This window comes from Methylophaga sp. F7, from assembly GCF_056863975.1.
Map to the genome: position 1 here is coordinate 2,995,836 of NZ_CM166511.1, position 14,899 is coordinate 3,010,734.

Annotated in this window: 12 protein-coding genes and 2 pseudogenes; 4 read left to right on the plus strand and 10 right to left on the minus strand. The window is 46.3% G+C overall.

Going from position 1 to position 14,899, the window contains the following annotated elements; translation table 11 throughout:
- Window positions 1-33: 33 nt before the first annotated feature.
- From phoU to AC08OG_RS15085, 10 genes and pseudogenes are all read right to left on the minus strand, one after another.
- On the minus strand, window positions 34-750 hold the full coding sequence (phoU, locus tag AC08OG_RS15040) for a phosphate signaling complex protein PhoU (RefSeq protein ID WP_292358337.1): 717 nt from the start codon (window positions 748-750) through the stop codon (window positions 34-36).
- Between the two features lie 23 nt (window positions 751-773).
- Window positions 774-1,616, minus strand: coding sequence for a phosphate ABC transporter ATP-binding protein PstB (pstB, locus tag AC08OG_RS15045; protein ID WP_292358339.1), 843 nt, complete (start codon window positions 1,614-1,616; stop codon window positions 774-776).
- A complete protein-coding gene (gene pstA / locus AC08OG_RS15050) occupies window positions 1,616-3,283 on the minus strand; it encodes a phosphate ABC transporter permease PstA (RefSeq protein WP_482929843.1) in 1,668 nt (555 codons plus the stop codon). Before pstA ends, pstB begins: the two co-directional genes overlap by 1 nt.
- Before the next feature lie 12 nt (window positions 3,284-3,295).
- Entirely contained in the window at window positions 3,296-5,572 is a 2,277-nt protein-coding gene (locus AC08OG_RS15055) for an ABC transporter permease subunit (protein ID WP_482929844.1), read from the minus strand.
- Between the two features lie 155 nt (window positions 5,573-5,727).
- A complete protein-coding gene (locus AC08OG_RS15060; RefSeq protein ID WP_318989526.1) occupies window positions 5,728-6,684 on the minus strand; it encodes a PstS family phosphate ABC transporter substrate-binding protein in 957 nt (318 codons plus the stop codon).
- A 141-nt stretch (window positions 6,685-6,825) separates the two neighbouring features.
- Window positions 6,826-7,794 (minus strand): phosphate regulon sensor histidine kinase PhoR, encoded by a 969-nt coding sequence (gene phoR / locus AC08OG_RS15065; RefSeq protein WP_482929845.1) that lies wholly within the window; start codon window positions 7,792-7,794, stop codon window positions 6,826-6,828.
- Between the two features lie 47 nt (window positions 7,795-7,841).
- On the minus strand, window positions 7,842-8,114 hold the full coding sequence (locus AC08OG_RS15070) for a DUF3329 domain-containing protein (protein ID WP_482929846.1): 273 nt from the start codon (window positions 8,112-8,114) through the stop codon (window positions 7,842-7,844).
- A 12-nt stretch (window positions 8,115-8,126) separates the two neighbouring features.
- Window positions 8,127-8,819: a phosphate regulon transcriptional regulator PhoB gene (phoB, locus tag AC08OG_RS15075; RefSeq protein WP_318989524.1), complete on the minus strand. Its 693-nt coding sequence runs from the start codon at window positions 8,817-8,819 to the stop codon at window positions 8,127-8,129.
- An 81-nt stretch (window positions 8,820-8,900) separates the two neighbouring features.
- Window positions 8,901-10,124 carry an organoarsenical effux MFS transporter ArsJ gene (arsJ, locus tag AC08OG_RS15080; protein ID WP_482929847.1) on the minus strand — a complete coding sequence of 408 codons (1,224 nt, stop codon included), beginning with the start codon at window positions 10,122-10,124 and terminating at the stop codon, window positions 8,901-8,903.
- A gap of 58 nt (window positions 10,125-10,182) precedes the next feature.
- A pseudogene (locus AC08OG_RS15085) lies at window positions 10,183-11,830 on the minus strand (inorganic phosphate transporter).
- A gap of 159 nt (window positions 11,831-11,989) precedes the next feature.
- On the opposite strand from AC08OG_RS15085, the pseudogene dsbD reads away from it, so the two are divergent.
- From dsbD to accB, 4 genes and pseudogenes are all read left to right on the plus strand, one after another.
- Window positions 11,990-13,143: pseudogene (gene dsbD, locus AC08OG_RS15090) on the plus strand (protein-disulfide reductase DsbD); the annotation flags it as partial.
- A gap of 372 nt (window positions 13,144-13,515) precedes the next feature.
- Window positions 13,516-13,803: a thioredoxin fold domain-containing protein gene (locus AC08OG_RS15095; RefSeq protein ID WP_482930559.1), complete on the plus strand. Its 288-nt coding sequence runs from the start codon at window positions 13,516-13,518 to the stop codon at window positions 13,801-13,803.
- A 135-nt stretch (window positions 13,804-13,938) separates the two neighbouring features.
- Entirely contained in the window at window positions 13,939-14,376 is a 438-nt protein-coding gene (gene aroQ / locus AC08OG_RS15100; protein WP_318989520.1) for a type II 3-dehydroquinate dehydratase, read from the plus strand.
- A gap of 9 nt (window positions 14,377-14,385) precedes the next feature.
- Entirely contained in the window at window positions 14,386-14,856 is a 471-nt protein-coding gene (accB, locus tag AC08OG_RS15105; protein ID WP_318989519.1) for an acetyl-CoA carboxylase biotin carboxyl carrier protein, read from the plus strand.
- The last annotated feature ends 43 nt before the right edge of the window (window positions 14,857-14,899 follow it).

The following is a 14,899-nucleotide window of genomic DNA, read 5'->3' on the forward strand; positions in this document are numbered from 1 at the left end:
AATGGAAACGGGCCTAAATCGCACCGAGAGAAATTATTCGCCGCCTTTAATTACTTTTTCCATTTTTTCGACGGATAAATGTCTGACATCCTTGCCTTCGACCAGATAGATAATGTGTTCAGAAACATTACGTGAATGATCCCCAATCCGTTCCAGCGAACGCGCTGACCACATCATGTCGATCACTCTGCTGATAGTACGGGGATCTTCCATCATATATGTCATCAACTGACGCATAATGCTTTCGTATTCAGCATCAACCTGACGATCTTCATGTGCTACCTGCAAGGCAGCATCCACATCAAATCGAGCGAAGGCATCCAGAGTGTTATGTAGCATTCCCGACACATGCTGGCCCAAGGCGTGCAGTTCACGATAATTCTTTTTCGGCCGATCTTTTTCAGCAAGATTTAGTGCCATTCTGGCAATGCGTGCTGCTTCGTCGCCAATGCGTTCCAGATCGGTAATGGTTTTCAGAATACCGGTCACCAGACGCAAGTCACTGGCAGTGGGCTGGCGCAGTGCAATGATCTGAATACATTCTTCATCAATGCTGACATCCAGTTTATTAACGTCTTCATCGCCACTGATTACCTGACGAGCCAGATCGGCATCCCCCGTAATCAAAGCTTCCATTGCCTCCGAAACCTGTTTTTCGACCATACCACCCATGGCTAAAACGCGGCTGCGGATATCTTGAAGCTCTTTTTCGAACTGTTGCGAAATATGTTGTGATTGATTTGTAGCCATAAAGGATCTCCTGAACCTGCAGCCTAGCCGTAACGGCCGGTAATATAGTCTTCCGTTTGTTTTTTGCCTGGATTGGTAAATAACTCATCCGTGGCACCAAATTCGATTAATTCACCCATATACATAAACGCGGTGTAATCTGAGACCCTCGCCGCCTGTTGCATGTTATGTGTGACGATGACGATGGTGTATTTTTCTTTCAGCTCGTAAATTAGTTCTTCGATTTTAAGCGTAGATAAAGGATCCAGAGCTGAGGCCGGTTCATCAAGCAATAATACTTCCGGTTCAATAGCAATGGCACGGGCAATCACCAGTCTTTGCTGTTGACCGCCGGACAGCCCCATTGCTGAGGATTGCAATCGATCCTTTACTTCATCCCACAATGCAGCGCCTTTCAGCGATTTTTCCACGACCTTATCCAGCGTCTGGCGATCGTTCACACCTTGCAAACGCAGGCCATAGGCAACATTTTCATAAATTGTTTTTGGAAATGGATTCGGCTTCTGGAATACCATGCCAACTTTACGACGCAAATCAGATACGTTGACTGCCGGCGAGTTCAGTTCTTCGCCATCCAGCAGTAATTGTCCCTGAATATTGACGTTATCAATCAAATCATTCATTCGATTGAAACATCTAAGGAAAGTTGATTTACCGCAACCACTTGGACCAATAAAAGCCGTTACTCTATGACGCGGAATGGTCAGGTTGATATCTTTTAATGCCTGAGCGTCGCCATAAAACAGATTGAAATTTTTAATTTCAATACAGGCAGTTTCATCAGCCATATTCAGTTTCGGGCCACGATTCATTGATTCGATATCAATGCCACGCGCCGCGTTTTTTTGTTGATTGACTGCTTCCATTAGTTATCACTCGCTTTAAAGTTTTCACGCAGACGATTACGGATACTAATCGCCGTTAAATTCAACACTACAATTATCAGCAACAACAGAAATGCTGTGGCATATACCAGTGGACGTGCTGCTTCAACGTTCGGGCTCTGAAAACCCACGTCATAAATATGGAAGCCCAGATGCATAAACTGACGATCCAGATGCAGATAAGGCGCAACAGAATCTACCGCCAACGCTGGTGCCAGTTTCACCACACCCACCATCATCAGCGGAGCAACCTCACCCGCAGCTCGGGCGACCGCCAGGATTAACCCCGTCATCATAGCCGGAGCCGCCATTGGAATAACTGTACGCCATAAGGTTTCTGCTTTAGTGGCACCCAAAGCAAGACTGCCTTCACGCATCGCTCGTGGAATACGTGACAGACCTTCTTCGGTTGCCACGATAACCACCGGCACGGTGAGAATAGCCAGGGTTAGCGACGCCCACATCAAACCGGGTTGACCAAAGGTTGGGGAAGGTAATTTAGCCTGGAAGAATATTTCATCAATATTGCCACCAAGGAAATAGACAAAGAATCCCAGACCAAATACACCGTATACGATTGATGGAACACCGGCCAGGTTATTGACCGCGATACGAATCGTTCGGGTTATAAAACCCTGTTTTGCATACTCTTTCAAGTAAATTGCGGCAATGACACCAAAAGGCGTGACGATTACAGACATAATCAATACCATCATCACGGTGCCGAAAATCGCCGGGAAAATCCCGCCTTCAGTATTGGCTTCGCGTGGCTCGCCGGAAATAAACTTCCATACTTCATGAAAATAGTGCTGCAGTTTTTCGAAACGATTCATGTCGTTCGGCTTCACAACATCGACGATTTTCGCCATTGGAATGACCACTTCATCGCCATTGGACATTTGCATGACCACCTGATCACGTATCAAAGCCTGGCTTAACTCGCTGAGACGGGTTTGTAATGTTGCGTATTTTTCATTTTGTACCGCTCTTGCAGCTTCAATCTCGGCATAGGCAGCATTATCTTCAGGTACGTTATCCAGCTCCAGACGCCGCTCATCCAGACGCAAAGATTCAAGTGCCTGATTTATTTTGCCGATTTCGATCTTTTCAATATATTTGATTTCAGCAACCAGGTTATTGCTACGGTCCAGCCGTTGCTGAAACTCTGGCCAGGCCTGTTCACCATCGGCTACCGTTTCGCCCTGTTGCTGCACGGACAGCAGATAACCATAGAAATGCCCCCATTCACGACGTTCAATAGACAGGATATCTTGCGGGTAGCTGACCTCCCCCATCCAGTCTTTGTTGATCCAGCGGAAATCCAGGCCGAACTGGTCGCGATTACCGATTTTCAGCAGGTAACGCTCAACACTAATCTGACCTTCTTTTAGCTGGTAATCAGAAGGTACTCTTTCGGCAGGAACCACTTCATGATCTACTCTTTCACCGATTAAAACCGTCGGCTCCAAACCAGGCTCGTTATATTCCACCGACATAATATCTGCTGGCCAGAAATGACTCAGGCCACGAACCGCTATCAATAAGACCAGACCAATAACCGCGATCAGACTGATGGAAACCGCACCGGCATTCAGCCAGACCCACGGACTACCACTTTGATACCAGGATTTAAATGTTGAATTAGACATGCTGATCTCTGTTTAAAGGCTGCTATATTTCTTACGCAGACGCTGGCGAACCAACTCTGCAAGGGTATTAAACACAAAGGTCGCTGAGAACAGCACCAGCGCTGCAAGGAACAGCACACGATAATGGGTACTGTTGACTGCTGCTTCAGGCATTTCTACCGCGATATTGGCTGATAAGGCTCTGAATCCCTCAAAAATATTGAAGTCCATAATTGGCGTATTACCAGTCGCCATCAATACAATCATCGTTTCACCTACCGCACGCCCCAGACCGATCATAACGGCCGAAAAAATCGCCGGACTGGCGGTGAGTAACACCACTTTTGTTAAGGTTTGCCAAGGTGTTGCACCCAAAGCTAGTGAGCCGATGGTCAATTGTTTGGGCACACTGAAAATGGCATCTTCGGTGATCGAGAAAATGGTTGGGATAACAGCAAAGCCCATTACCATACCGACGACTAACGAGTTACGCTGGTCATACCCGATACCGGTTGATTCCAGCCAACCTGGCATATCACCATCAAATAACAGGTTTTCCAATGGCAGACTTAATTTCATCGAAACAATACCGACCAAAATAACGACTGGAATTAAAATCGCCGCCTCCCAACCATCTGGAATTCGCTGGCGCAATGATTTAGGTAATTTGGTCCATAGCCAGGCTGTGAGCAACACCATAATGGGAGTGAGGATCAGAATACTGAAAACACCAGGCAGGTTGTTTTCCACCAGCGGGGCCAACCATAAACCGGCCAGAAACCCTAGAATAACGGTTGGTAAAGCTTCCATGATTTCAATGGTCGGCTTGACCAGATTACGCATCCGTGGCGACATAAAATAGGCCGTAAAAATCGCTCCCATAATGGCCAGCGGTACTGCGACCATCATGGCGTAAAATGCCGCTTTAATGGTGCCAAACGTTAATGGGGTAAGACTGAGTTTCGGTTCAAAGTCATTGCTGGAAGACGAAGACTGCCAAAGATACTCAGGTTCGCTACGACTTTCATACCAGACTTTTTCCCATAAAGAATGCCAGGAAACTTCAGGGTGTTCATTTTCAATTTCATGAAACTGCGTTTCACCATTCATTGCAACCGTTATCAGGCCATTTGCCCGGGGTGACAGGGCCATTTTGGCATTGGCGTCGTCCAGAATGTTCTCAACTAACAGATTTCTCTCTGCTGTAGTGTGATAAATACCGATATCACCGGTATCATCCAACGCAACAAAGCCTTTACGAGCTTGTTCAGCCAGGATGCTGCGGATAGGTGCTGTTTGTTCAGAGAAGCTTCTGACCCGCTCAATGGAGTAATTATTGTCAGCATCACGCACAGGAAACCACTGGTCAATCTGTCCGTCACTGCGTCCTATTAATATTGAAATACCGCCAGTCAGGAATTCTGCTGCTGTAATTTCAACATCCTCAGGTACTGCGCTGACCCGCTGCAGCATTCTGACATCGTCTATGTTCTGTACGTCGTAATAGGCAATATCACCATTATTGTGAATGACATATAACTCACGCTGATCGATATCTAGCCGAATCTTCGACACCGGAGCATTACTATCCAATAGGATTTCGCGGTTTTCGCTGTCCAATGTAAAGTCGGTTTCATCAAGAAAGTTCACATCCTTGGTAATCCGCGACATAACCAGTCGATTATCAGCAGTGAGTGCCACCAAGGTGGTGAGATCATCATAGCTTTGAACCGTCAGCATCTGCAGCGGCTGTCCTTGTGGGTCCACTTCAACCAGGTTTTCACCAATGGGATACTGGATCTCTGGTGTAATCAGTCGCTGTGTTCCCTGCGGATAACTGATTTTGTAGGCTTCCTGAAAGACTATCGCCTGACCATTGTCCAGTCCATAAGCAAACACTCCGGTAGAGGCCGTGCCTGCAGAGAAACTGCTGATGGTATTTGCTGGCGGAATGGGTAAGTCGTAAGTGGCTATTTCATTGCCATTATGCGCATTAAAAAAGCGTAAATTTGCCTTATCGTCCAGCGACAAAACCACTTCATTATATTCATCCAGGGTCAGATGAACATTATTGATTGGCTCTTGTTTAAATTGTTGTTCGGTTCGCAGATCGGCGCTATTGAATAGTGGAATGACCACATATAACAGATAAAAGAAGATCAGCACGATGGCGACAATCACCATGATGCCACCACCTGTTACAACGACCCGCGCTAATTTATCTTTAAACTCGCGCCAATTTCGCCGACGGCGGGCCGTTTTTGAATTAGCAGCAGCTATAACGCTGTTTTCAATAGTTTGCTCAGCCATAATCTGATTTGCTTTCCACTTAAGAAATACGCACGCAACATGATGATTGCTTAATTTTAATACTGCTAATCAATCTGCAGACAAATTGATTAACGCTATTAGATAAAAAAACCCCGCACATCCTGCAATGTGCGGGGTGATTTTAATTCGCAATATTACTTCAGCATTTCCATATATTTTGCAACTGTTTTAGCTGGCAGTGGTACATAGCCATCTTTAACAACCACTTCTTGACCCACTTTAGACAGAATCATTTTCATGAATTCACGATCAATTGGTGACATAGGTTTGTTTGGTGCTTTGTTCACATAAACCCACAGGAAACGTGACATTGGATAAGAACCATCAGCAGCATTTTCACCACTTGCTTCAATGAAAGGTTGGCCAGCTTCTTTTGCTAACGGAACCAGTTTTACGCCTGATGTTTTGTAACCGATACCGGAATAGCCCAGACCATTGGTTGATTTAGTCACACCTTGAACAACTGAAGCTGAACCTGGTTGCTCATTTACAGTGTTTTTGTAGTCACCTTTGCACAAAGCGTTATCTTTAAAGTAACCGTAAGTACCTGATACTGAGTTACGACCGTATAACTGGATTGAACCCAGACCTTCAACACCTAATTGTGACCAGTCAGTGATGTCTTCTGAATAACCACACTTACGTGTTGCTGAGAAAGCCGCATCAACTTGAGGGATAGTCATGCCTTCAATTGGGTTGTCTTTGTGCACATAAACAGCCAGGGCATCGATAGCAACAGGGATAGCTGTTGGTTTGTAACCGTATTTGTTTTCAAATTCTTTGATTTCGCTGTCTTTCATCTCACGGCTCATCGGCCCAACGTTTGATGTACCTTCAGTTAACGCAGGAGGCGCAGTTGAAGAACCAGCCGCTTGAATCTGGATGCTGACATTAGGATATTCACGTTTGAACTCTTCTGCCCACAAGGTCATCAAGTTAGCTAATGTGTCAGAACCGACGCTTGATAAGCTACCTGAAACACCGCTTGTTTTTTCATACTCTGGCAGGTTTGGATCGACGTCTGCAAAGCTGGCAGCGGAAAACGTCATTGCCAAAGCGGCGCCGTATAAAGCAAATTTTTTCTTGAACATGAGTCATTAACTCCTTGGGTTAAAAATAAGTTCCAACGCTTACCGCGTTGAGCACCCGAGCAGTATCGCGATTAACTGTGACAAGGATATGAAAGAAATATGACAATACTGTGACATGACCGAAAACAGTAGTCAGTAAGGCTAAATGTCTATTTTATCCATCACACTTTTGGCGGGAAAACAGCACTTAAAATTTGATCCTTCACCAATAACGCTCTGAATCATCAGCTCAGCTTTGTGTCGTTGCAACACATGCTTGACGATAGCCAGCCCCAGTCCTGTACCACCGGTTTCCCTGGCACGACCACTATCAACACGATAAAAGCGTTCTGTTAAGCGGTCGAGATGATGTTGGGCGATACCTTCACCGGTATCTTTTACCTCAATAACAGCAAACTCACCTTCGATATCCCATCTGACATCGATCTGGGTTTCTGCTGGGGTATATTTGACCGCGTTAAACACCAGATTGGAGATTGCACTGCGAAGTTCATCAGCATCTGCCTTCAACCATTTTTCGCTCAGGCAGTGCAGGTTGATCTGATGCTGATGAAAATGTTCCAATCGCTTGGCATCCTCAACAACGCTATGCAGCAACTTGCAGATATCTGTAGGTCGGTGTTGCAGCGGCTTTTCACCGGTTTCCAATTGGGATAACGCCAGCAGATCCTTGATCATCAGATGCATTCGCTGGCTTTGTTGCTGCATTACCGGTAATGCCTGTTGCCAGAGCTCTTGATCACTTTCCGTGGTCAAGGTTTCCAGATACCCCCGTAAAACCGTCAATGGTGTACGCAATTCATGCGATACATTGGCCACAAAATCACGCCGCATACGCTGCAGTTTCTGTGTCTGGGTGATATCTCTGGCGATCAGCAACCTGTCCTTGCTGGCATACCGAACGACTTTGAATTCAAGCTGAATGCGATCATTCATCGGTGAAACGGCTATAACCGATTCCTCGGCATCACCATCAAGTTCCAGTAATTTTTGGAATGCCGGGTCGCGAACCAGATTATTGACTCTGACGCCATTGTCATGCGGCCAGTTGATTCCCAATAACGTCATGGCTGAGGTATTGGCCCAACTGACCTGGCCAAACTCGCCCATTACCACCACCGCATCAGGTAAAGCCGCAGTGGCCGATTGGAAACGTTTTAAATAACCGGTGAGCTTTTTTTACGGTTGCTGTTTTGTGCGCGCATCTGTTCTATCTGCCGACACACGTCATCAATAACCCCTTCGGCTTGCGGAGAACTGTTTTTCTTAGGTTTATCCAGCCATGCCTGCAACTGGTTCCATTTACTCTGCATCCAGAAGATGTATATAAGCGCGGCAACAAACATGAAGGCCAACATATGACCTAAGACCAATCCAATAAAACCGGCCAGGCTGAGCACCGTCAGTAAACGCCAATAATCCCATTGCATCAGACGATCCTGCTATTCAGCAGAAAAACGGTAACCGACACCGCGAACGGTTTGTACCAGGTTGTCATGGCCGCTGGGTTCCAGCGCCTTACGCAGACGACGAATATGCACATCCACTGTGCGCTCCTCTATATATACGGTATCGCCCCAGACAAAATCCAGCAGCTGGGAACGGTTATAAGCGCGTTCTGGGTTTTTCATAAAAAAGTGTAGTAAACGGAATTCGGTCGGTCCCAATTCAATGCGTTCACCATTCACCGATACCCGGTGACTTTTGGTATCCATGACCAGTTCACCCATCTGCAGTTTCTGTGCTTCGTCATCTTCCATCGGACGACAACGACGTAAAACCGCTTTAATTCGTGCAATTAATTCAGGTGGGGAAAACGGTTTATTTATATAGTCATCAGCACCGACGCTCAGACCTTTCACCATATCTTCACTTTCACCCTTAGCGGTAAGCATGATCACGGGAATGGATGCTAAAAACTCATTGGCACGCAGACGGCGGATAAACTCGATGCCATCAATTCCAGGTAACATCCAATCCAGCAAAATCATGTCTGGCTGTTGATTTTTTAACCAATCCAGACCCGTTTCGCCATCCTTGACTGCTTCGCAGGTAAATCCCGCCTGACGCAGACTGAAATTAATCATGTCACGAATGGCGGCGTCATCTTCAACCAGTAATACTGATATGCTCATATCCGATTTTTTCCTGAACTATTTTTCTAAGAGTAAAGCTTAACGGCTAAATATGACAATTTGATAACAACGCTGAAAGCTTTATACAGTCTGGTCTTTGCGCGGTAACATTTTTGAAATAAAACTGGCGGACAGAATCATTAAGGCAGAAATGACCAGACATGCTGCTAACCCGGAAACCTGATAGACCCAGCCAGATAATAATGTACCAAACAATCTTCCAGCCGCATTAGCCATGTAATAAAAACCGACATCCAGCGACACCCCAGCCGCATCAGCATATGACACGATAAGATAGGAATGGATTGCAGAATTGATCGCAAAGATAGCGCCATAAATTAACAAGCCGACAGTTAAAGCCGGTATGACAGCCCATTCAAAATATACCGAGGCGGCAATCAATAACGGCAACACAAAGAGGGGTAAGGACCATAGCCAGACATGATAGCCATCAGGAGCGTTTTGCCTGGAAAAGCCAGTCAGTTTAGGCGCAAGCGCTTGCACAATACCGTAAGCAATTACCCAAGCCGCCAGCAAGCCACCGACATAAATAGGTGACCACTGTAATTGGGCATGCAAAAACACCGGCAAGGCCACCACAAACCAGATATCTCGAGAACCAAACAAAAAGAACCGTGCCAACGATAAATGATTAACCGGCGGACTTTTTGACCAGATATCACTGAATTTTGGTTTGTTTTTGGCTTTACCCAAGTCGCGTTGCAACATGACGATGCTGAAAATCAACACTACCAGAAGCACAACCGCCATAGCCAGTATGGCGCCACGAAAACCGATCCAGGAAAGCAGGGCCGCACCGACAAAGAAGCCAACCCCTTTCAGGGCATTTTTGGAGCCGGTAAGGATGGATATCCATTTAAATAAGGTTGATTGCGCATTATCAGCCACCAGCATTTTGATACTGGATTTGGCGCTCATTTTATTCAAATCTTTGGCAATACCGGAGAGCGCCTGCGCGACCATGACATAAGCCACGGTGAGCCACTGCGGATCCACCAGCAGCATTGCCAATGCAATGACCTGTAATAACAAGCCCAGATGCATAGTGACGTTTAACCCTAATCTGGCGGCCAGCCAGCCACCGACCAGGTTTGTCACTATGCCGAAGAACTCATACAGAACAAACAGCATTGCCACTTCAAGCGGGCTGTAACCCAGTTGATGGAAAAACAATACAACCAACATGCGTAATGCACCGTCGGACACGGTAAACGCCCAGTAGCTGAAAGTCACTACCAGATATTGCTGAATCGCAATGGGCAATGCTTTAAGTTTATTCAGCATGTTCAAATCATCCTGACAAATAAGCTGAAAATAATATGTCAGTTTAATGAAGATTTGATTACAGCATGATGCCTTTTATCATAAAGAAGATGCAGGCTGACAAGGTTGCCGCTGCTGGAACGGTTACCACCCAAGCTGTGACAATCTTTTTCACCATATCGCGTTTAACGAACAGGTTTTTCTTTTCTTTTTTGAGGACTTTTTTGGCTTTTTTCAGCGCGGACTCTTCCTCTTCAATCAGCCGATAAAGCTCGGTAATACGTTGATATTCATCCACGGTTTTGGAGGGTTTTTTCTCCAGCTTTTTCAATTCCCCGCGTAGTGCATTGAGCATCTTTTTATCATCTTTGATTTCGGCTTTTTCGCGATCAATCTGGCGTTCGATTTTATTTGATTCATCCAGCCATTCACGCAGGAATCCAACCCCGAATACCCCACCAATCGCAATATGCGTTGTACTGACCGGCAAACCGAGCTGACTGGCAATGATGACGGTCAAAGCAGCAGCCATAGCGATTGAATAGGCTCGCATCTGATCCAGCTCGGTAATTTCACCGCCTACGGTACGAATCAGTCTTGGACCATACAGGCCCAAACCAATAGCAATACCTAGCGCCCCCACAGCCATGACCCAAAGCGGAATACCAGCTTTATCGGTGATACCACCTGACATAATAGCGTCATTTATTGCGGCCAGAGGACCGATGGCATTTGCCACGTCATTCGCACCATGGGCAAAACTTAACAAGGCCGCTGCGAAGATTAATGGAATAGTGAATTGTGCATTGACACTGGCACGATCATTTTTCATGTATTGCAGGTTACTGGCCAGAGACTTTTTAACGATCCAGAACACCAGCATCCCAATCAACAAACCAATCAATGCAGCAACCAAAAAACTGGGCTTGGCTTGCGGAGCTAAATCGACAATTGGCAGTCCATTCAGCGTATTTATAAATTGACCCCATACTTGCTTAAGCCCTTTGAGCACCAGATAAGTGGAAAAAGCCCAGGCCATCACCGAAACATAAATCGGTACCCAGCGATAGGAAGCCTGAATTTTGTCGTCGCGAAAAATGATGGTTTTTTTGATAGCCAATAAAAAAGAGGCCGCAATAATGCCTCCCATCAATGGCGAAATAATCCAGGAACTGACAATGGCGCCCATGGTGTTCCAATCAACAATATTGAAACCGGCTGCAGCCATACCACCGCCCATTACCCCCCACTATTGAGTGAGTAGTTGATACAGGCGCTCCGGCGACGGTTGCCAGATTAAGCCATAAAGCCGCTGCTAATAATGCAGCCATCATGGCCCAGACAAAGGTTTCGGTATCGGTACCAAATTGCTTGATATCAATAATGCCGCCTTTAATAGTCGACACCACTTCGCCACCGGCGATAAAGGCACCGGCTGCCTCAAAAATCATTGCGATCATAATTGCGCCGCCCATGGTCAGCGCCTTGGAGCCGACCGCCGGACCAACGTTATTGGCTACATCGTTGGCACCGATATTCATCGCCATATAACCACCGAACACGGCGGCAATGGCTAGAAACAGGTTATTGGGAACACCACCGGAGGTAGCAAAACTGTAAGCAAGAATGCCAGCGAGGAAAAATAGGGCGAAGCCTATTCGGGCTAATTCGGCATGGCTTTTTTTGTAGGCCTGTTTTTCAAGTTTATGAATGGTTTTGATTTCCACAAGACACCTGTGTTTCGCCAAAAAGAAGCCAATTATTACAGTTTAAAGACAACATGACATCCTGTTGCACTCACCCGTGTAACGTTCGACTGCTAGAATGGTCTCTAAATGTAATGAATCAGTGGCGATAATGTAATGAAACAATTTTTAATCCTGCTCATGCTGCTCAGCAGTTTTTCCGCACAGGCGCGCCCGAGCCTGTTGGAGAAATTTGGTTTCGACAGTGCAGACTCTCCTCCTGAAGTTGATGAAGCCTTTGACTTTGAAGCGGTAGTAACTGATCCCGAAACGATATTGGCAGGCTGGCAGATAATGGAAGGAAATTATCTGTATCAGAATAAAATTCGCTTCGAAATAATCGGGGATGACTCTGTACAGTTGGGTGAATTTACTTTGCCCAGCGGGCATATGAAAAATGATGCATATTTTGGTTTATCCGAGGTGTATATAAGCGATGTGCAGATCAAGCTGCCGCTGATACGTACTCAGTCCGAACCGACCAGCATCACATTAACGGCCCATTATCAGGGCTGCTCTGAAACGTTTGGCATCTGTTACCCCCCTACACGCAAAACCTTCGATCTGGAGTTACCGGCAACAACCGTAGTAAGCAAGACTGCAACCACTGAGACACAAACCCCGGCCCCGGCCTCACTACTATCTTCAACGCCGGTAAGTCAGCAGGATGAAATTTCACAGCGTCTGCAAAATGACAATCTGTTGCAAATTCTGTTTGGTTTTTTGGGGCTCGGCTTATTACTGGCCTTTACCCCCTGCGTTTTCCCGATGATTCCGATTTTGTCCGGCATTATTGTCGGCCAGGGTGAGCATATTACGACCCGCCGGGCGTTTATTCTGTCACTTACTTATGTACTGGCCATGTCTGTCACTTATACAGTCGCTGGTGTATTGACTGGTTTACTCGGCGGCAATCTCCAAGCCATGTTGCAAAATCCGTGGGTAATATCAGGCTTTGTTGGCATTTTGCTATTACTGGCGTTATCGATGTTTGGCTTTTATGAATTGCAGTTGCCACATGCTCTGCAACAACGGTTGCATCAACTCAGCCACCGTCAGCAGGGCGGTACACTAGCCGGCGTGGCATTGATGGGGCTGCTATCAGGATTAATTGTCGGGCCCTGCCTGGCTCCACCATTAGCAGGTGCCTTGTTATTTATCAGTCAGCACGCTGACCCAGTGCTAGGGGGGCAGCATTATTTGCGATGAGTATCGGCATGGGAATTCCATTACTGATTATTGGCACCTCAGCCGGAACCCTGCTGCCCAAAGCCGGACGCTGGATGGAAAATATCAAGGCTTTTTTCGGTGTGATGCTGCTCGCTTTGGCGATATGGATGCTGGATCGCATTCTGCCGGGTTGGGCCATTCTGTTTATGAGTGGCGCCCTGCTGGTGATGACTGCCGTGTATCTGGGTGCCCTCAACAATCTGCCGATTGAAGCAACTGGCTGGCAAAAATTCTGGAAAGGTCTGGGACTGTTATCACTTATCACGGGTGCATTAATGCTCATTGGCAGTGCCAGCGGCGGACAATCCATTTTGCAGCCTTTGCATAAATTAAGCCTTTCGCCCGGCACAACAGCCCCCCAACCCGCTCTGCAATTTACCTATGTCAACTCACTGGAAGAACTGCAGTCTCAGCTGGAGCAAAGTAATAAGCCGGTGATGCTCGATTTTTATGCCGACTGGTGTACCGATTGCAAAAACATGGAACAAACGACTTTCCGTGATGCAGACGTCATCAACACGTTGCAGAATTTTACTTTGCTGAAAGTGGATCTCACAGACAATACGGATGCGCATCAAACATTGTTAAAATCATTGCGGGTATTTGGTCCACCCAGCATGTTGTTTTTTGACGAAAATGCAAAGGAATCGGCTGAACATCGTCTGGTCGGACACGTCTCAGCCGCCCAGTTGAACGCTCATCTGGCGGATTTTCAGTCCAGATAATTAAAACTGCAAGAACTTCTCTATTTCGACGAAATTAGCGACAAAAAGCCGGATTTTTAGTTAAAAAGCTGGACAATAAAGCGTTAGCTGGTGCAAAATCTCGGCTTATATTTCCAGTGTTGGTGTGTTGTTATTATGGCGAAATTTCTAGTATTGCATGGCCCCAATCTGAATTTGTTGGGTCAGCGAGAGCCTGAAATTTATGGTGCCACTACGTTAGACGATATCAATACCCGCCTGGCTGAGTTAGCTCAGGCTGATGGCCATCAACTTGATTCACTGCAAAGCAATGCCGAACATGAATTGGTCTCGGCTATACAATCAGCACGTCAGCAATATGATTTTATTTTAATTAATCCCGCAGCTTTTACTCACACCAGCGTAGCCATTCGTGATGCATTAGCTGCGGTCGCAATACCTTTTATAGAAATACATCTTTCCAATGTGCATCGTCGTGAAGCATTCCGGCAACAGTCCTTCTTTTCAGATTTGGCTGTTGGTGTGATTTGTGGTCTCGGTGCTCAGGGATATGAATTGGCATTACAAGCTGCCACTAAACAACTCAACCCTTAAGGCTAAATCATGGATATTCGTAAAATAAAAAAATTGATTGATTTGATTCAGGAATCGGATGTTGCTGAAATCGAAATTTCTGAAGGTGAAGAATCTGTTCGTATCAGCCGCGCCAGTTCCGCTTATCCACAACAACAATATTTTGCGGCACCACAACCCGCACCTGCTGCACAGAGCACACCGTCATTTGCCAGTGAAGCCGCAACCAACGCGACGGCTGCAGCGGCAACAAAATCCTCTAACGAAGCCAATGCTGTGCGCTCACCCATGGTTGGTACATTTTACGGTTCTCCATCACCCGATGCGGCAGCTTTCGTGGAAGTAGGACAGCAGGTATCAACTGGCGATGTGATTTGCATTATTGAAGCGATGAAAATGTTCAATCAGATTGAAGCGGATCGCAGCGGTATTGTTAAAGCCATCCTGGTTGAAGATGGTCACCCGGTTGAGTATGACGAACCATTAATCGTTATCGAATAATTTTGCTGCCAGCTTCGGCTGTTATAGCAAACCAAAAACTGCG

Bases quoted from the DNA above. Each gene is read 5' to 3' on its own strand.
- phoR (WP_482929845.1), bottom strand. From the start codon at position 7,794: ATGGGCGAGTTTGGCCAGGTCAGTTGGGCCAATACCTCAGCCATGACG.
- AC08OG_RS15060 (WP_318989526.1), bottom strand. From the start codon at position 6,684: ATGTTCAAGAAAAAATTTGCTTTATACGGCGCCGCTTTGGCAATGACG.
- phoU (WP_292358337.1), bottom strand. From the start codon at position 750: ATGGCTACAAATCAATCACAACATATTTCGCAACAGTTCGAAAAAGAG.
- AC08OG_RS15095 (WP_482930559.1), top strand. From the start codon at position 13,516: ATGCTCGATTTTTATGCCGACTGGTGTACCGATTGCAAAAACATGGAA.
- aroQ (WP_318989520.1), top strand. From the start codon at position 13,939: ATGGCGAAATTTCTAGTATTGCATGGCCCCAATCTGAATTTGTTGGGT.
- phoB (WP_318989524.1), bottom strand. From the start codon at position 8,819: ATGAGCATATCAGTATTACTGGTTGAAGATGACGCCGCCATTCGTGAC.
- accB (WP_318989519.1), top strand. From the start codon at position 14,386: ATGGATATTCGTAAAATAAAAAAATTGATTGATTTGATTCAGGAATCG.
- pstB (WP_292358339.1), bottom strand. From the start codon at position 1,616: ATGGAAGCAGTCAATCAACAAAAAAACGCGGCGCGTGGCATTGATATC.
- AC08OG_RS15070 (WP_482929846.1), bottom strand. From the start codon at position 8,114: ATGCAATGGGATTATTGGCGTTTACTGACGGTGCTCAGCCTGGCCGGT.
- pstA (WP_482929843.1), bottom strand. From the start codon at position 3,283: ATGTCTAATTCAACATTTAAATCCTGGTATCAAAGTGGTAGTCCGTGG.
- AC08OG_RS15055 (WP_482929844.1), bottom strand. From the start codon at position 5,572: ATGGCTGAGCAAACTATTGAAAACAGCGTTATAGCTGCTGCTAATTCA.
- arsJ (WP_482929847.1), bottom strand. From the start codon at position 10,124: ATGCTGAATAAACTTAAAGCATTGCCCATTGCGATTCAGCAATATCTG.